General features: G+C 47.5%; 13 protein-coding genes. 11 read left to right on the forward strand and 2 right to left on the reverse strand.

What is annotated here, in order from left to right; translation table 11 throughout:
• The first annotated feature begins 20 nt into the window (after positions 1–20).
• The 9 genes from gcvH to SIL79_RS10765 all read left to right on the forward strand — a co-directional run bounded on the left by gcvH (position 21) and on the right by SIL79_RS10765 (position 14,020).
• Positions 21–410 (forward strand): glycine cleavage system protein GcvH, encoded by a 390-nt coding sequence (gene gcvH, locus SIL79_RS10725; protein WP_025009008.1) that lies wholly within the window; start codon positions 21–23, stop codon positions 408–410.
• Positions 411–524: 114 nt separating this feature from the next.
• Positions 525–3,413: an aminomethyl-transferring glycine dehydrogenase gene (gcvP, locus tag SIL79_RS10730; RefSeq protein ID WP_039034561.1), complete on the forward strand. Its 2,889-nt coding sequence runs from the start codon at positions 525–527 to the stop codon at positions 3,411–3,413.
• A gap of 210 nt (positions 3,414–3,623) precedes the next feature.
• Entirely contained in the window at positions 3,624–4,856 is a 1,233-nt protein-coding gene (locus SIL79_RS10735) for a metallophosphoesterase family protein (protein WP_319619257.1), read from the forward strand.
• Position 4,857: 1 nt separating this feature from the next.
• On the forward strand, positions 4,858–6,654 hold the full coding sequence (locus SIL79_RS10740; protein ID WP_319619258.1) for an ORC-CDC6 family AAA ATPase: 1,797 nt from the start codon (positions 4,858–4,860) through the stop codon (positions 6,652–6,654).
• Entirely contained in the window at positions 6,644–7,597 is a 954-nt protein-coding gene (locus tag SIL79_RS10745; protein WP_319619259.1) for a hypothetical protein, read from the forward strand. The genes SIL79_RS10740 and SIL79_RS10745 overlap by 11 nt, the downstream gene beginning before the upstream one ends.
• A 670-nt stretch (positions 7,598–8,267) precedes the next feature.
• Complete coding sequence (locus SIL79_RS10750) at positions 8,268–9,377, forward strand: hypothetical protein (RefSeq protein ID WP_319619260.1); 1,110 nt, start codon at positions 8,268–8,270, stop codon at positions 9,375–9,377.
• 426 nt (positions 9,378–9,803) lie between these two features.
• Positions 9,804–11,477: a hypothetical protein gene (locus SIL79_RS10755; protein ID WP_319619261.1), complete on the forward strand. Its 1,674-nt coding sequence runs from the start codon at positions 9,804–9,806 to the stop codon at positions 11,475–11,477.
• Positions 11,478–12,064: 587 nt separating this feature from the next.
• Positions 12,065–13,339, forward strand: coding sequence for a serine hydrolase domain-containing protein (locus SIL79_RS10760; protein WP_319619262.1), 1,275 nt, complete (start codon positions 12,065–12,067; stop codon positions 13,337–13,339).
• Positions 13,340–13,564: 225 nt separating this feature from the next.
• Positions 13,565–14,020, forward strand: coding sequence for a hypothetical protein (locus tag SIL79_RS10765; protein ID WP_144360971.1), 456 nt, complete (start codon positions 13,565–13,567; stop codon positions 14,018–14,020).
• A gap of 129 nt (positions 14,021–14,149) precedes the next feature.
• Here the strand turns inward: SIL79_RS10765 and SIL79_RS10770 are convergent, their stop codons facing one another.
• Positions 14,150–14,548 carry a (R)-mandelonitrile lyase gene (locus SIL79_RS10770; RefSeq protein WP_025009023.1) on the reverse strand — a complete coding sequence of 133 codons (399 nt, stop codon included), beginning with the start codon at positions 14,546–14,548 and terminating at the stop codon, positions 14,150–14,152.
• Positions 14,549–14,650: 102 nt separating this feature from the next.
• On the opposite strand from SIL79_RS10770, the gene SIL79_RS10775 reads away from it, so the two are divergent.
• Entirely contained in the window at positions 14,651–15,547 is an 897-nt protein-coding gene (locus tag SIL79_RS10775) for a LysR family transcriptional regulator (protein WP_251767423.1), read from the forward strand.
• A 66-nt stretch (positions 15,548–15,613) separates the two neighbouring features.
• Here SIL79_RS10775 and SIL79_RS10780 read toward each other — a convergent pair whose 3' ends face one another.
• Positions 15,614–16,549 carry a LysR family transcriptional regulator gene (locus tag SIL79_RS10780; RefSeq protein WP_144360972.1) on the reverse strand — a complete coding sequence of 312 codons (936 nt, stop codon included), beginning with the start codon at positions 16,547–16,549 and terminating at the stop codon, positions 15,614–15,616.
• Between the two features lie 172 nt (positions 16,550–16,721).
• Here SIL79_RS10780 and SIL79_RS10785 point away from each other — a divergent pair, with 172 nt between their 5' ends.
• Positions 16,722–18,011, forward strand: coding sequence for a DUF2254 domain-containing protein (locus SIL79_RS10785; protein ID WP_101095389.1), 1,290 nt, complete (start codon positions 16,722–16,724; stop codon positions 18,009–18,011).
• The last annotated feature ends 52 nt before the right edge of the window (positions 18,012–18,063 follow it).

An 18,063-nucleotide genomic window follows, 5' to 3' on the forward strand; every position in this document is an offset into this window, starting at 1 on the left:
ACGGGAAAGGAACAAGAATAATGAGCAATATTCCAAGCGAACTGAAGTACGCTTCTTCTCACGAATGGATCCGTAAGGAAGAAGACGGTAGCTACACAGTCGGTATCACTGAACATGCACAGGAGCTGCTGGGTGATATGGTTTTCGTTGAATTGCCGGAAGTAGGCGACACTGTCAGCGCCTCAGAGGATTGCGCTGTGGCCGAGTCTGTTAAGGCCGCTTCAGATATCTATGCCCCTCTGTCCGGTGAAGTGATTGCCATCAACGAAGCGCTGGAAGACAGCCCTGAGCTGGTCAACAGTGATGCATTCGGTGACGGCTGGTTCTTCCGTATCATGCCTTCTGACCTGTCTGAGCTGGACAACCTGCTGGATGCCGAAGGATATCAGGCTGTCATCGACGAAGAATAAGCGTCGCTGAAAAACGAAGCCCTCCGGGGCTTCGTTTGTTTTACCACTAAATAAAGAGACTGGTACACCGCCTCCCTACGGCAGGATACCGGCGAACATGGAACAAGGTTAATCATGACCAAGCAAACCCTCACTCAGTTAGAGCAGCACGAACTCTTTATCCGTCGTCATATCGGCTCCGACGCCCTGCAGCAGCAAGAGATGCTGAATTATGTTGGCGCCGAGTCACTGGAAGATCTGACGGCGCAGATAGTACCGGAGTCGATTCGTCTGAACCGGGATCTGGCCGTGGGCGAAGCCTGTGGCGAAGCTGAAGGTCTGGCCTATATCAAGGGCCTGGCCAAGCAGAACAAGGTATTCAAGAGCTACATAGGCATGGGCTACTACGGCACTGAAGTGCCTAACGTCATTTTGCGCAATGTGCTGGAAAACCCGGGTTGGTACACGGCTTATACCCCATACCAGCCGGAAATTGCCCAGGGCCGTCTGGAAGCGGTACTGAATTTCCAGCAGATGTCTATGGACCTCTCCGGCCTGGATCTGGCCTCCGCTTCTCTGCTGGACGAAGCCACTGCCGCCGCCGAAGCCATGGCGCTGGCCAAGCGGGTGTCCAAGGCCAAGAAAGCCAATATCTTCTTCGTTGCCGATGACGTATTCCCGCAGACGCTGGATGTGGTCAAGACCCGCGCCGAATGCTTTGGTTTTGAAGTCGTCGTAGGCCCCGCCGAGGAAGCGCTCAATCATGAACTCTTTGGTGCCCTGTTTCAGTACAGCGGCAAGACAGGCGAGCTGAACGATCAGCGTGAACTCTTCGCCAAGCTGCGCGAGCAGAAAGCGGTTGTGGCTGTTGCCGCCGATATCATGTCGCTGGTATTGCTCAAGTCTCCGGGTAGTCTGGGCGCCGATGTGGTCTTTGGCAGCGCGCAGCGCTTCGGCGTGCCTATGGGATATGGTGGCCCGCACGCCGCCTTCTTCGTGACCCGAGATGAGCACAAGCGTTCCATGCCTGGCCGTATCATAGGCGTTTCCAAAGACAGCCGCGGCAACACAGCGCTGCGGATGGCGATGCAAACCCGTGAGCAGCATATCCGCCGCGAAAAGGCCAACTCCAATATCTGTACCGCGCAGATCCTGCTGGCCAACATGGCCTCTTTCTACGCCGTATACCATGGCCCACAAGGGCTGAAGACCATAGCCGAGCGTATTCACCGTCTGACCGACATTCTCGCCGCCGGCCTCAAGGCCAAGGGCGTTGAGCTGGTCAACGCTAGCTGGTTCGACACTCTGACCTTCAAAGTGGCCGACAAAGACGCAGTGCTGGCCCGCGCCATTGCCGCCGAGAGCAACCTGCGTATTGATGCCGAAGGCACTCTGGGTGTCAGTCTGGATGAAACCACGACTGCTGACGATCTGGCTGCCCTGTTCGATATCATTCTGGGCGCCGGTCATGGCCTGGATGTGGCGGCACTGGACGCTGAAATCCTTGCCAAGGGCAGTGAGTCCATCCCTGCGGCGCTGCTGCGTGATGAGGCTATCCTGACGCATCCAACCTTCAACAGCTTCCACAGCGAAACCGAGATGCTGCGCTACATCAAGCGTCTTGAAAACAAAGACCTGGCGCTGAACCACTCGATGATCTCTCTGGGTTCATGCACCATGAAGCTGAACGCTACCGCCGAGATGCTGCCAATCAGCTGGCCGGAATTTGCCAACCTGCATCCTTTCTGCCCGCTGGATCAAGCCAAGGGCTATGAAAAGCTGCTCAATGAGCTGTCTGACTATCTGGTGGAAATCACCGGCTATGACGCCATGTGCCTGCAGCCCAACTCGGGTGCATCCGGCGAATACGCCGGTCTATTGGCCATCAAGAAGTACCATGAATCCCGCGGCGAGGGGCACCGCAATGTCTGTCTGATCCCTCAGTCGGCTCACGGTACCAACCCGGCTTCGGCGCAGATGGCCGGTATGAAGATAGTGGTTGTGGCCTGTGACAAGCGCGGTAACGTGGATATGGAAGATCTGCGCGCCAAGGCGGCCGAAGTGGCGGGCAACCTGTCCTGCATCATGATCACTTATCCTTCCACCCACGGCGTGTATGAAGAAACCGTCTCGGAGATCTGTGAGGTGATCCATCAACACGGCGGCCAGGTGTATCTGGACGGTGCCAACATGAATGCCCAGGTGGGCGTGACCACTCCCGGCTTTATCGGCGCAGATGTTTCCCACCTCAACCTGCACAAGACCTTTGCCATCCCTCATGGCGGCGGTGGTCCAGGCATGGGCCCTATCGGCGTAAAAGCGCATTTGGCTCCTTTCGTTGCCGGTCATACTCTGGTTAAGCCGGGCCGCGAAAGCGACAACAACGGCGCCGTTTCTGCCGCGCCTTACGGCAGCGCCAGCATACTGCCAATCAGCTGGATGTACATCAAGCTGCTGGGCGCCAAGGGCCTGCGTGAATCAACCCAGAACGCCATGCTCAACGCCAACTATGTGATGAAGAAGCTGTCAGAGCACTATCCAGTGCTGTACCGCGGCCGTAATGACCGTGTGGCTCACGAGTGCATTATCGATCTGCGCCCGCTGAAAGAAGCCTCCGGCGTCACCGAAATGGATGTTGCCAAGCGTCTCAACGACTACGGCTTCCACGCTCCGACCATGAGCTTCCCGGTTGCCGGAACCCTGATGATCGAGCCGACCGAGTCTGAGTCCAAGGCCGAGCTGGACAGATTTATCGAAGCCATGGTGGCCATCCGCGGTGAAATCGCCCGGGTCGAAGCCGGTGAATGGCCTGCGGACAATAACCCGCTGCACAATGCACCACACACGCTAGCCGACATCATGGATCCCGCCTTCGACAGCCGTCCATACGATCGCGAACTGGCGGTATTCCCGAATGCCACAGTCAAGGCCAACAAGTTCTGGCCGACCGTGAATCGTATTGATGATGTGTATGGGGATAGGAATTTGTTTTGTGCCTGTGTGCCCATGTCTGAGTACGAATAATTGCTGCTTGGATGATAACTACAATTGAAGTTGGAAATTAACTAAGTATAGAAAGCGAACCAGAAATGGTTCGCTTTTTTATCATATTTTGCTATTTCTTTTTACAAGCACCATCGCTAAAAATCTACAATTCCTGAATATTTGACTTACAAATTACACAACTGTGGTATCATGCAACAGTATTAGTATACGTGTAAGTATCTGGCATATATGAAAATAATAATTATTAGTGATTTGCATGTTGGTGATGCGGCTGTTTCAAATGAGTTTGCAGTAGGAAGCTCTAACAACGCCGTAAAAAATCAGTTTCTAAATGAACTAAGGCAGCTTGCTAAACAAGAGAACATTAGAGCCGATTATCTTGTTGTCGCAGGTGACATCACCAATAGAGCAACTAGAGAAGAATTTGAACTTGCATCTACTCGCTTGAAAGAAATAGCAAAAATAGTGGGAGTAGAGCAGGAAAAAGTCTTTTTCGTTCCAGGGAACCACGATGGCAACTGGGTTGAGGAAGAGCTCTCAATGACCTCAAAAGAAAACATCAACCTGACAATTGAGCGTAAATATAACAACTTGCGCTTCAATGACTTTTTTAAACAATGTTTAGACCGAGCTCATTTCGGCTGTTATTACAATGAGCCTTATTTTGCGATTTGGAGTGATGAGAGCCTAAATATCATTGGTTTGAATAGTTCGGTTTTTGACCATTACGATAAAAAACCTCATCACGGTGTTATTCGCAAACTGGACTTAACAGAGCTGGATAAAAAGCTTCAAGAACTACAGATTGCATATAGCGATAAAATTAATCTACTAGTCGTCCATCACCATCCAATCCAACAGCCTGATTTACCTTTTGACACAGCAGACCATAGTATCTTACAAAACGCAGCTATCCTGATGGAAATTGCTTCTAAGCATAACGTTAATTTTATCGTGCATGGACATAAACATATACCTCGGCTTGCACAATACTCCGACGACTATCTGCATCCTATTAATATACTTTGCGCAGGCAGTTTCTCTGCACGTTTGGATGATAGGTGGTTCCAAGGGGTACCGAACACAATCCATCAAATTGAAATCGATAAAGTTTGTGACATAAACAAAACACCTTTAGGAAAGGTAGTAAGTTGGTCACACAATACAGGACATGGGTGGACAAAAGATGAGTCCATTAACGGTATACCTCATAAAGAGTTTTTTGGTAATCGCATGTCACCTATTGAGCTAAAAAAGAAGCTAAAAGAATCTATTGAGTGTTTTTTCGAGACTCAGACACATGTAAAGTGGAGTGAGCTATCTAACCATTGCGCTGACATTATATATACTTCGAGAAAACTACTTGAAAAGACTATTGTAGAGTTATCGGGTGAAGTTGGGTTCACAATATTTAAAACTCCGGGACAAGATGAGTTATTCATTTTGCTGAAGGGAAACTAATATGCATAATTTATTTGGGTTTAATAATATATTTGAACACTCTAATGCTAGATACTTCACTTCTAACCAACTAGCTGAAGAATTTGTTTGGACTCCAGCATTTGAATCTCTAATATCCAATAAGAACCATATCATACTAGGCTCTAGAGGCTCGGGTAAGACTGCGCTGATTAAAATGCTTTCTCATGAGTGTCTTACTAAGTTGAATGATGATAAAGCAAAGCAAGTCATAGATGAACGTTCATTTATTGCGACTTATATCCCCTTGAAAGTTGAGTGGGTAAACTCAATTGGTGATATTGACGATAATAACCAACTTTTTAAGTGGAGTTTGAACTTATCTTCATGCGCACGATTTCTAGATACAATAAGAAGTTGCCTTCATTCATATATTGAGGATGAAGTGGATAGGATTGTCAAAGAGAAAGCTATTTGCAATAAAATATCAGAACTATGGCTGTCTAAAAAATTAAATACGATTACTGATATTTATGACAATCTAGAAATTGTAGAGTATAGGAAAAATATTATTTTTAATAAAATTAAATTGGGTCTAGGATTAAGTGGTGATGACCTTATGGTAGGGCTTAATTTCAATACTGATTTATTTAAGCCTTTAATAATGGCCCTGTCGACGGTAAGAAAAGAAATCGGACTTTCTAATGCTTCCACATTCTGTGTTTGTATTGATGAGGCTGAATTCTTAACAAAAGAACATCATAGGATACTGAACACTCATATGAGGTCATATAACGAAATTGTGTTCAAAATAACAACAATGCCATATCGGCACTACACTCTGGAAACTGACACGGGTACTCCATTAAACATGGGGCACGACTTTGATTATTTAAATATTGACAAACAAGGTCTTCATGGTAGTTCAAAAAATAACTCTAATAATTTCTTTGAAAATTTCGCTGAGAAACTATTTAGAAAAAGAATAGAAAGTTCATCTGTTATAAATAAAGATATCACCTTAAAATCTCTTTTAGGAAATTCAATCTTAATTGACTCTCCTAAAGATGCTCTCCCTGATGAGAAATTGATGGAAAAGGTGAGAGAGTATTGTGATTACAATACGATAAAAAGAGCGGAAAGGTTATTGGAAGAAGATTACCCTCTTTTCGAAAGTTCAGTATCAAGAAAATTGAGAGGGACGCTGATATTAAAGGACTCCTTTCAACGTTATAAAGGTAATTCTTCACCATTTATATACTCTGGGTATTCGCTGATAGTAAGATGTGCTGATGGAAACCCCCGTCGACTATTAAGGCTGTTTAATTATCTTTTTTCAAAGAATATTGAGTCTTTCACTGAGCTTAAGCCTCTATCAGACAAGGAACAAGGGGCGAAACTAAAAGAGTTTTCATACTCAGAGCTTGACGGTTTAAACCTGGAGGTCGATGGTAAAAAAGCCTTTGATCTGTTTACAATAATTGGTAGGTTCTTAAAAGATAAACTACATACAGACAAGATCAATACAGATACATACAGCTCATTCTCATTCGATGTTGAAGACGATAGAGTATGGAAATATATAGAAACAGCTGTAGACCTAGGTTTGATTTATCCTGACTTTAGAGGATTGGATAATGATAACAAAATGCCAAATAGAAAAGGTAGATTCGCTTTGGCTTTTTGTTTGTCACCTCATTTTTACTTAATGCCAAGAAAAGGAAACTCCATCAAGCTATCTGTAATAATGAATAATCATTCTTACAGTCGATTTAAGGCTATAAATAAGAAAAATGATGATGGGCAATATAGTCTAGATTTGGAGGGGGATGATGAATAAATTACATGTGGATGACTTGTCAATAGGTGAGCTAAGTCAGTCAGAATATGATATCGCATTATTTTCTTGTGGATACGAAGAGCGCTGTATTGATGTGGCTACACGATTACATAAAGATAATGTCGAAAATGTAATTGTGTTAGCGTTTGATCAACATAAAGAAGACCCAGTTCGAGTAGATAGCTTGAATTATTTTTTGGAAAACTGGACTGGTTTTAAATTGCTAGAAATATCGCAAAGAGAAATTTCTGAAATACAAAAAACACTAAGTGAAACAATTAATAAAGTCAACCGCGCTGAAATAAAAATATTAATTGACTATACTTCGATGTCTCGTGCTTGGTATGCGGCAGTCTTGAATTATCTAGTAAATTTCTGTGAAGTAAGAGTAATAGTTGATTTAACATATGCAACAGCAGTGTATAAAAATTTAGATCTTAACGTTGAGCTAGGTGAGTTGCGCATAATTCCTGGGTGTGAAGGTATTTCATTGACCAAACGACATAATGCAGCAATATTTATGCTGGGCTTTGATAGATATGGTCCGCAACGATTATATAACTTATTAAATCCAAATAAGTGCTTTGGTATTATGGCAGCACCAGCTGCAACCTATGATTATGAAAATACTTGTTTAGAGAAAAATAAGGACTTTATTTCACATTACCTCGGAGGTGAAGATAAACTCATAAAGCTGCCAATTAATAGTATTGCGACATGTTATGATAACATGTCGCAAATGCTCTCTCCTCTTCGATCTGAGTATAACGTCTCAATCATTCCATTTGGGCCAAAGCCACACATTTTAGCCGCAATACTATGTAGTTTTAACTACCCAAATGTTACCTGCCTTTACTCTGAATATATTCGAAATGAAACTGCAAAAGTTCAATCTTCCGGTGATTTCGTAATATCTCGCCTGTATATCAAAAGAGATGAATAATTTATTGAAGGTACCAAATAGCGAAAACGCCGATTAAAAAACATGTGAAGATCAGAAGTGTAGCGAATCCGCTCGACCCTCAATACCAAGATTACTTGTGACCTTTCCCCGAGATTAGTACCAGGGAGCCTCGGGGATTCAGCTAAAAAGCTTCCGGCAATTAGCAGCCCCTTACCTTTGCCGTCGTTGCAGATCCACAGCTCTGGCTTTACAAAGCGCTGTAAGTGGCTCCAGCGTACTGTCCGGCCCTTTCAATACATGGTTAAAGCCGGTCGTCAGCTTGAGCCTGTTATCGATGGGTAAGCGGTTCAATATGGCTGCGCTTGTTGTGACGGATAATGTATCCGGTATCATCGACCTGTTATTAAATAATCCTTGGCTTCAAAGTGCAATCCTTGTGGCATGTTATGCCGTTTATTGTCGCCAAAGGGTAATAGTTCAGGTGTTTTTACCCAGTATCCCCGCCCGTATCTGCCGTTGAATACTGCTATAGTCTGAGTCCTCCAGGATTTTGCTTATTCCAGCGCGAATAGGGTTCTGGTCAACATAAACTATGCAGGCCAACAGGTTACATCACCCAGAAGTAAAAAGATGATTGAAGAACAATGACCGGAGTGGTTGACTGGTGGGTTATAAGCTGGTAACGGTGGTGTAAACAAGGAGGTGTAAGGTGAAAAAAATATTTTTTTTACTGATGGGGATTTTACCATTTTCATCAATGGCTACTCAGAACTATTTGTGCTCAAGTTGTACAAATGATGCTAGTGCGCGACAGTTTGCTGTTAAAAATTTTACGCCACGTCTGAATTGTTACCCGGAAGACAGAACTCAGCCCATGACACCAGATAACATGATTTGTGGCTCAACGAGCAATAAAATAGCCCTGGTCAATCCAAATACCGGTGTTGTTTATAGTTTCAGTGTAGGGCATAGGTTTGATGGGATATCTTATGAAGCGACAACTTGGTCTTTTTCTATAACATCAGAACAAAAGGCTCTTTTGTCAGATGCCGGGCTAGCCTATGGAGCCTTAAAAAAATCAGTTGTAGAACAAAATAAAATCCGTCGAGACGAGATTGGTATTATCTCAGCTGGAATTAATCAAGTTGGATTATATGATAGTAAGCAGGATAGCAGTTCTGGTGTTTCAAGCGAGTGCTCCATAGACACAGCACTCGCTGTTATAGTTGACCCAAATAAATTAACGGATATAGAAAACAAATTAAAGTCAGATATAGTTAGCGGTACTCGTCTTTTGGAGGATATTCATGCTGTATTGAGTAAGAATGGTTCGTCAATCGATATAAATGATGTACAAGTAACTCTAAGTAATCGGCTGGGAACAGTAGGTCTTAACTATACAAGTAAAGATCCATCCTTATCACTTCAGTTCGGTTTTAGGCAGTCTGAGGGCGGTGGGTTTATGACAGATTATCTTCTATTTGACTTAAGTGCTATTAAAAATGACAACATCGCAGCTACACCAATAATTGATTTAACATTGAATGATCTTTCAGTCGTCGCTGGAGGCTATACTTTAGCACAGTTGAAGGGGAAAAATGGCCCTCTCGCTTTTACTGAACCCTGCATTCTTAGCAAGTTAAAAACGCTAGGTGAAAGCGGTGACTTTAAAAACTCATCAGGTGGTCCCTCCAACTTCAGCAATGTTGGTGAAAATACCGGCGAATCTAGTGACGGCGGGTACCAAACTTGTACGGTTTATTTCTATCAGGTAGGTGCTCTAAAATACGTATTTAGAGTTCCAGTTAATGAATGTTAAATCTGATTTTTTATTTAGGCTGGCTTTTATTGCTCATAAGAGCCAGCTATCCCTATCACATTGCTTTAAAAGCTTGGGCTGCTTCTTGTCCATTGAAATAGATGATTTTTACGGAAACTCTCGTTTTCTCCATAACCGCTCCCAGCGTACCATCCGACCCTTTGAACAACCGACTAAGGCCCTTGGTTAAGCTCGCCATTGATGGAGTGTTTAAGCAGTTCAATATGGCCGCGCTTGTCATCGCAGGCACCCGGTAGAATCTGTAGAACGCAGGGGCAGGATTGATGATGTCGTTAGAGTTCAAATTTCCGCTAAGAAAGCATTGCAGAAGGCTGCTTGTAACATTTATCCTGAACCTTACTCAAATGATATCAATGCTTTACATAGCTAAGTATTGAGCAAGGTTTTATACAAGGAACAAGATAAATGGAAACAGATGTGCTGGAGATTTTGCAGAACTTCCACTCTGATGGGCTTTTTGTTGCTCCCAACATACCCAGTAAGAAAGCTAAAAATGCCAGTGCATGTTATGGCATGCCTGCGTCAGTCAATATTTATGCCATAGTCGATTCTACGGTTTTTGGTTCTGCAAAAAATGGTCTGGCATTTACATCTGAAGGATTGTTTTGGAAAAATGACTGGACTACAACTTCTGCAAAAAACCAAATGTCGTGGGAAGAGTTGATAAACACCAGTCAAGAGCATGCCGTTGACGGTTCCGAGCTGTTGTTGGGGCAAGGCTGTGCTTTTGGTATGGCGGGTTCCGGGATGAAGCCCGCGGTTTTATTGACACTATTGGAAAGACTGACCCAAAAGATACAAGGCAATACAGGGACGACAGAAACTGCTGAAGTTTCGAATGTGGCACAAGCCAAGGTTACTCCGGTAGCAGATGCAAATAGTGACGCTTCTGTCTGCAATACAGCTTCGGCGAGCGCTACTACTGAAAATCTTTCCTCTGAAGGCGTTACAACCGAGAGTGTTACTCCGGCAGCAGATGCAAATGGTGGCGCTTCTATCACTAATACAGCACCGGCGAGCGTCACTGCTGAAAGCGCTGCACCGGCAAGCCTTACGCCTGAAAAGCCGCAGCAGGAATCCAGTTCCAAGCCTGCTTTTGAAGGTAGCTATCAGCGGGAATACTTGGATATAGTTAACGCTGTGGCCAAGAGGCATCGTCTATCCCAGCAAATCCAAATCGCGCCGGCTATCAAAGTCCACAAAGTCAGAAAAGTCATTGAGATATCAGAGGGTAAAATCGAACCTTACGATATCCTGATGATTGTGGATAACACCTTTATGCAAACAACCAAAGATTTTCTGGTTGTGACTCCTCACGCCATTTGGGCTAAAGGTACGCTAAGAAAGGTAGAGAGCTTTTCCTTAAGTGAAATTCGTAGTATTCGCTGTGATAAAAAAACTCTGTTTATCAATGATTATGACTTCCAGTACTTGGATCAGTTTTCTGAAAACGAAGTTTTGATATTGACGAATATGCTCGAAGAGCTAGTGGTCGCATTGCGTAAGTCTGACTCCGTATCGGATACTGACGAGCAGCTTGAATTACCTGCTGCTTTGGATACTTTGTTATCCAACATATACGAAGTGGTATTGGATGATGTTGTTTCCGGCTTGAGGGACAAGGGATACCCCGAAAACAAACAGTTGGTTACTTCGATGGCGGAATGTTGTTTTAGTACCTTTTTCATTGTTGACTCCCACTTAAAATATCGGCATCAAGATACAGCTGAATTGGTGGGGCAATACTTACTCGCTCAAACATTGTCTGGCTTATTTGCGTTAATGAGCGTAGAGCGGTTATGGCACCGTACAGAAGTGAAATCCACCTATGTGATGATGCAATGTTCTGTGATCATTCGAACATGCCAGTACTTTGAAAGACAAGGAATAGCGTTACGGCCGAACCAAAACTGGTATTTGCAGCTTTTTCAAACTGTGATGGACGCCAATACCCTGGAACAAGGTGCAGAGTTAATTGACCAGGAGATGGGTAACCTCAGTGCCGATAGACAATTAGCCATTGATTGTGCCTTCAAGAGTGGTAAGGGGGTTAGGGAAATGTTGTGTGATGCTCTTTGACCGGTTTCAGCTGTTCTCAATAGGTGTGAGTCAAGCCTATATTAAAGTATGAAGCAGTGCATTTCAGTTTTATCCTAATGCGAAAAAGTGGTTACCAGTTAGGCGGTGGATTATTCGCCTCTTAACTGGTAGCACAGTATAAATAGACATGCCTATGTATAGCGTCGAGTTAAAGGTGGCGTCACTGCCAACAATAAAATGACGCATCCATTACTGAATGAGTCAAGACTCTAGCTGCCAGGGTACTCAATGCTAGATGCTTTTAATGATGAGTCATTGGCATCTAAGTCGATTTGGGCTCGTTCAGGTGATAAATGAATACAAAATTTAAAATTTCAGGCAGGGTAGGGCTATAAAAATGATAGTTGCCTATGTGGTATTTCTATTTGCCTGTTTTTCAAAAGTTTTTATGCTTTATTTTCCCCATTCCAAGGATTTAGCCAGCTAGGCCTCCTTCTGGAAATATTTGCCATTTCTCTCACAACAACTTGAATCCAATGCCAAAGCTGACTAGCTTTGTGTGATGCAATGGAAGGCGGGATAGTCTGGCTCGCCGGTATGCGGTAACAGATAGGGAGAGGCTGTTTATGTTCAATCGAGTGTTGAGTAGGGTGGGCTTGGGAGCGAGTTACTTTGGCGATAAGGCGGCCGTTAGTGCCAAGGGGGGTTGGGCTTATCTGCCTATCTACGCATCTATCTTGGTCTCTGTGAGTGTGCTTAGCGCCTGCAATTCGGATTCGCAAGAGGTGGTGCTCAATCCTGTCGACACGGCCAAGATGCAGCAGACGGTGGAACAACTGGCCAAGGAGATGCTGGTGCCTGGCGCTGTGGTCATTCTGCGAACGCCCAGGGGCGATTTTAAAACCGCCTATGGGGTAACCCGTTATGGCGGCAGTGAAGCGACCGACTTTGATCAGCATGTCAGGGTGGGCTCCAATACCAAGACATGGGTCGGTACCGTGATTTTGCAGATGGTGCAACAAGGGCGATTGCAACTGAATGACACTGTCTCTATGTTTCTCAACAATGTGCCAAACGGTGAGTCGATCACTATAGAGCATTTGCTTACGATGCGCAGCGGCCTGTTCAATTACACCACAACGCTCGAGTTGAATCAGACGCTTGATGAGCAGCCAACCAAGGTGTGGACCCAGAATGAGCTACTGGCAATGAGTTTTGCCCATAGGCCAGGTTTTGCCCCCGGCAGCGCATTTGAATACTCCAATACCAATACCGTCTTGCTGGGACTGATTGCCGAGCAAATCGATGCCAAGCCGCTGGCGGCTGTGATGCAGCAGAGGTTGTTTGCTCCCTTGGGGCTTGAGCGGACTCTGTTTCCCGATATCCATTCGAATACTCTTCCCACGCCCTTGGCGCGGGGCTATATGTATGGCACCAATGTGTTGACTATGGATCCACCCTATATGCTGCCCGAAGAGATGCAACAAGAAGCCCGAGCGGGCATTCTGGCACCCATAGATCAAACCGAGGCCAATCCTTCCTGGGGCTGGGCGGCCGGCGCCGGGATCTCCACTGCCAATGAGTTGGCAACCTGGGTAGAGGCTTTGGTTGCCGGAGAACTGCTGAATGCCGATTGGCAGCGAAGGCGTCTGGATAGTGTCAGGCCGATAGATCCCGAGAATCCCAACACTGCCTATTACGGCTTGGGGATCGCCAAGTTTGGCAACCTCTATGGGCATACAGGTGAGCTGCCCGGCTATAACTCTTTTATGGGGCATGATCCTGTTAACAAGGTGACTCTGGTGGTTTGGACTAACCTGGCACCGGCTGTGGATGGCAAAGATCCGGCTACCACCATAGCGGCGGCCCTAATTAACATGCTCTATATTCAATCCAGTTAGCGTTAAACCCGCGCCGGGGAAGGAGAGTCTCCCCGGCAAACCTCCTGATTGGCCTCTTCCAATTTGCGCCATAAAGCCATCGCCTGGCATGGTTTTATGCCTTGCAGTTTTCTGTGCTCCCCTTGGGTAGCGGTGCTGCGCATTTTGGTAATGATTTGTTCTTAATACAAAATATCTCTATCATTGCCGCTCGGCTGTTGGTTGGAAACGTTTAGAAGGGAATCCATGAAAGAACTTGTCAGGGAAAACAAGCGGCCGGACTTCAGGCTGTTGCAAAGCTTTGTTGTTCGTAGTTTGGTGGGCGCTATGTTCGCCTACTATCTGGTGTATCTCGCCAATGAGCCTTTTGAGCATCAGTTGGCCTATATCGCCGTGTGCGTCCTGTTGTCGCTGCTGATGGACTATTTAACAGCCAGAAGCAAAGGCGCGTTGGAGGTCAAACTGGTTGAAGGCAAGTTAGTCTTGCTTGGGGTCATCATAGAGATAGCCCAGATAGAACAGGTACTTTACTGCCAGAGCAAGCGCTTTGAACACCAACTGAGGTTTCGTTTCAAGGATCACACCTATCAGGACTTTGAGCTATCCGAGCCGTCATTGATAGCCGATTTGCAACTCTACTATTTTTTGCTGGATAACCAATTGCCGGTGAAAATGCTGGACAATGCCGAGCGCCTCAACTGAAGCGCCGGCACCTGCCTTGGCTGCACCCTATATCAAGCCTATTACCCTTGTGAAGGGTATTATTCAGGTGAGCGCCATTATCCGGATATCGCTTCAACCGGGTCGAAAACCGCTCCGGGCTGATCGGCATCAAGCCTGATATTCATCATCAGTGACTTTTTCCATCCAGATGGCAGCCGGTGCTGTCTCCGATGCTTCGGCTACGGCCACATGGCTCATGGCCCTGTCTTGGCTGGCCCCGTGCCAGTGTTTTTCGTTGGCTGCAATCCATACGGTATCACCGGCTTCAATCATTTGTTTCGGCTCACCGGCTTTTTGGATCCAACCCCTTCCCTCCGTGACATACAAGAGTTGCCCGGCGCCGTGGGCATGCCAGGCGGTGCGGGCACCGGGCTCGAAGGTGACCAGTGCGGCACCGATACGCGATGGGCTGCCGGGTTCAAAGTGATTATCGATTCTTACCCGACCGGAGAAGGTGGCTTCCGGGCCCTGAAGGGATTGGCTGGCGGCATTTTTGATGATTTTCATGATCTGTTCCTGTGTAGATGAGGACTTGCATTCGATCTTAGCCGCGCAGATTATGTAATTTAAATGATATATCAGTATTGGCTTTATATTTGAGATTCATATATGAGACGGGAAGAGCTGGGGGATTTATGGGTGTTTCAGGCGGTAGTTGAAGAGGGCAGCTTTACTCGCGCCGCGGCCAGGTTGGGGACATCACAATCCTCTGTCAGCCATACCATAAGGCGCCTGGAGCAGCGCCTCAATGTACAACTGTTGAATCGAACCACCCGCAGCGTGGCTGCCACTGAGGCTGGGCAGCAGTTGCTGCAGACCCTAAGGCCTGCCTTTGGTCAGATAGCCGAGCAGTTGGAGCGACTCAACAGTTTCAGGCAGGAAATCAGCGGCCACATTCGGCTTACCGCCACCAAGTTTGCCGCTGAGTCGATATTGCTGCCGGTGGTTAATCGCTTACTGGCGCAGCATCCACAGCTACAAATCGAGGTTTCTGTGGATCAACAACTGCTTGATTTGGCCGCTCAAGGTTTTGATGCCGGGGTACGATTGGGCGAGCAGGTGGCCAAAGACATGGTTGCCGTGAGTATCAGCCCGGATCTGCGTATGCTGGTGGCGGGTTCGCCGGATTACTTTTCCCGCCATGCAAAGCCGGATATCCCCCAGGACTTGACCGGGCATAACTGCATTAATCTACGTCTTCCCACTTCGGGCGGCTTGTATGTGTGGGAGTTTGCCAAAGAGGGCCGCGAGCTGAATGTGCGGGTAAGCGGCCAGCTTATCTGCAATGAACCGGATTTGGTGACCAAGGCCGCAATAGCCGGTGCCGGGCTCTGTTTTCAACCTGAGGATGCGTTGGCGCCGGCGATAGCTGCCGGTGAACTGCTCCCGGTGTTGGAAGATTGGTGCCCGCGGTTTGCCGGTTATCACCTCTATTTTCCGAGTGGGCGTCAGCACTCGGCCGCCTTTAGATTACTGATTGATGCGCTCAAGTATTCAGGCGCTTAATTGAACCGTTACTGTATTGACTTGTAAACCAGAGCGTTGTTTTATAAGGCGAATTCTGGCGACGCCTCATTGCTGATTGGCCGGGATTACTGTGTCGGCAATCATCTGCCTGAGCCATTTGTGGGCCGAATCCTGGTTGAAATGTTTGTGCCACAACAACACGTATGCGCCTGGCACCAGATCTATCGGCACTTCCAGCGTCGCCAGCTCAACATGTTGCAGCGCCTGGGCCGCATATTTGGCAGGTGCGCATAGTAGCAATTCGCTGTGACGGCACAGCTCAATTGCAGTAGGAAAGTCAGTGATGTTAGCGCGGATCCGTCGGGTCTTGTGATTGAGTGCCAGTACATCATCCAGCAGCCAATGTTCGATACCGCCAAAGGCTACCTGCAGATGCTCGAAGCTGAGAAAACGCTCCAGGTTCCAGTCGCCCTCAAGCGCAGGATGATCCGGCGGCAGCAGACAGATGGGCTTGTCGCGGGTCAGCTCCAGATACTCGAGTTCATCCGGTAGGCTATTGATATGCATTAGCGAGCGCGGATCCCACTCGCGGCAGCCTATGGCAAAGTCCAGCTCGCAGCGCAGCAGCTGCTCCATGGTGCCCGGGTGCCAGGTCTTGCAGTTGATATCCAGCCCGGGAGCCTGGCGCAGCAAGGAAGGCATAAAATGCGGCAGGGTGAGGGAGTAGGCGGTTTCCACCAAGTGCATACGAAACTGACGTTCACTGGCGGCGGGGTCAAACTTGTCCGGTAGCGTCAACCGCTCGGCCAACCTGAGCCATTGCTGCAGCTCTGGCCCCAGAGCCAGCGCTCTGGGAGTGGGCTTGAGACCAAAGGCGCTACGTTCAAACAGCGGGTCATTGAACAACTCCCGCAGGCGGTTGAGCTGCTTACTGACGGCCGATTGACTCAGGTGCAACCGCCTGGCCGCGCCGGTAACGCTTTGTTCTTCCAGCAGGACTTCCAATACCGGAAGCAGGTTGAGATCGACTTTCATTATTATCCTGGCCGCAGGGTAGAAGCTTAAGGGAAGGCGCTAATAGGTCCTGGTAACGCTCTGGCTTGCACTATAGGACTTGTTTGCACCTTCTCAAGTCTAACAGTTTGATCTGCCTGTCCAAAGAACAAAAGGCTGCTATTCTGGCCAGGGAGAGAGTCATCAAAGGAGTGGGATTATGCTGAGTAAATGGGGCTGGCGACTGTTGCAATTGAGCCGCAAACTCTGGATGCGCACTGTGCTGTTTGCGATTCTGGCGGTGGTTACCGCATTGCTGGCGATAGTGGTGCAGGGGGTTATTCCCCCTTCGCTGTCGGGCATGATAGGTGCAGATGCGGTGGATAAGCTGCTCAATATCCTCGCCTCCAGCATGTTGGCCGTGACCACCTTTTCCCTGAGTGTGATGATTTCAGCCTATGGCGCAGCCACCAGCAATATTTCCCCCAGAGCCACCAAACTGTTGATGGAAGACTCCACTGCCCAGCAGGCGCTGGCCACCTTTGTCGGCTCCTTTGTTTTCAGCATAGTGGGCATTATCGCCCTCAGTACCGGTGTTTATGGCGAAGAGGGGCGGGTGGTACTGTTTCTGGTGACTGTGGCAGTGGTGGTATTGATAGTGGCCACTATTCTGGTTTGGATCAATCATCTGTCCAAGCTAGGCCGGGTAGGGGAAACCACAGACAGAATTGAAAAGGCGGCCGGAGCGGCTATCCAGCGGCGCTGTGAGCATCCTTGGCTGGACGGGCAGCGCCTGGCATCAGAGGAGGAGATTCCCAAAGGGGCTTTAGCTCTCTATCCGGCCGACACAGGCTATGTGCAGCATGTGGATCTCGGCAGCATCAATCAATGGGCCGAAGATTACGGCGCCGAAGCCTATATCACGTCATTGCCAGGTGCCTTTGTCCATCAGGGACGGCCACTGCTGTGGTTGAGTTTTCAGGCCGAGGATGGCGGTGTCGATGACGCTCAGTTGCAGCCACTGCACAAGGCTTTTACCGTGGCTAATGAACGTTCTTTCGATCAAGACCCTCGCTTTGGGTTATCGGTATTGGCCGAAGTGGCATCGAGGGCCTTGTCGGCGGCGGTGAATGATCCTGGCACAGCGATAGATGTGATTGGCCGCGGAGTTAGATTGATAGCCAAATGGCAGGTGACCGATGAGCAGAATCTGCCGGCGCCGGAGGCTATTCCCTATCCCAGAGTTTGGATGCTGCCGATACGTCTTGAAGAACTGTTCGATGACTTCTTTATGCCGATCGCCCGGGATGGTGCGGCGCTGGTGGAAATTCACATTCGGCTGCAAAAAGCCTTTCAAGCCTTGTCCAACCGGGCAGAGTTTGCCGAGGTGTGTCGTAAACACTCTGAGCTGGCGCTGGCAAGAGCCGAGCAGGCACTGACGTTTGAGCCAGATGTTACACTGCTTCGGAAGCTTGCCGCCGAGCTACAGCAAGGGCCCGGTAACGGATAGCTGGCGTAGGGCTCAGCTTGCGGCTATGCTAATCGCGGACTTTTTATCAGGG

Origin of the sequence: Shewanella indica (assembly GCF_033842865.1) — a bacterium.
GTDB classification, from domain to species: domain Bacteria; phylum Pseudomonadota; class Gammaproteobacteria; order Enterobacterales; family Shewanellaceae; genus Shewanella; species Shewanella indica.

Excerpts from the sequence above, each read along its gene's own strand:
- gcvP (WP_039034561.1), top strand. The coding sequence starts at position 525 with ATGACCAAGCAAACCCTCACTCAGTTAGAGCAGCACGAACTCTTTATC.
- SIL79_RS10755 (WP_319619261.1), top strand. The coding sequence starts at position 9,804 with ATGGAAACAGATGTGCTGGAGATTTTGCAGAACTTCCACTCTGATGGG.
- SIL79_RS10760 (WP_319619262.1), top strand. The coding sequence starts at position 12,065 with ATGTTCAATCGAGTGTTGAGTAGGGTGGGCTTGGGAGCGAGTTACTTT.
- SIL79_RS10740 (WP_319619258.1), top strand. The coding sequence starts at position 4,858 with ATGCATAATTTATTTGGGTTTAATAATATATTTGAACACTCTAATGCT.
- SIL79_RS10775 (WP_251767423.1), top strand. The coding sequence starts at position 14,651 with ATGAGACGGGAAGAGCTGGGGGATTTATGGGTGTTTCAGGCGGTAGTT.
- SIL79_RS10770 (WP_025009023.1), bottom strand. The coding sequence starts at position 14,548 with ATGAAAATCATCAAAAATGCCGCCAGCCAATCCCTTCAGGGCCCGGAA.
- SIL79_RS10735 (WP_319619257.1), top strand. The coding sequence starts at position 3,624 with ATGAAAATAATAATTATTAGTGATTTGCATGTTGGTGATGCGGCTGTT.
- SIL79_RS10785 (WP_101095389.1), top strand. The coding sequence starts at position 16,722 with ATGCTGAGTAAATGGGGCTGGCGACTGTTGCAATTGAGCCGCAAACTC.
- SIL79_RS10765 (WP_144360971.1), top strand. The coding sequence starts at position 13,565 with ATGAAAGAACTTGTCAGGGAAAACAAGCGGCCGGACTTCAGGCTGTTG.
- SIL79_RS10745 (WP_319619259.1), top strand. The coding sequence starts at position 6,644 with ATGATGAATAAATTACATGTGGATGACTTGTCAATAGGTGAGCTAAGT.
- gcvH (WP_025009008.1), top strand. The coding sequence starts at position 21 with ATGAGCAATATTCCAAGCGAACTGAAGTACGCTTCTTCTCACGAATGG.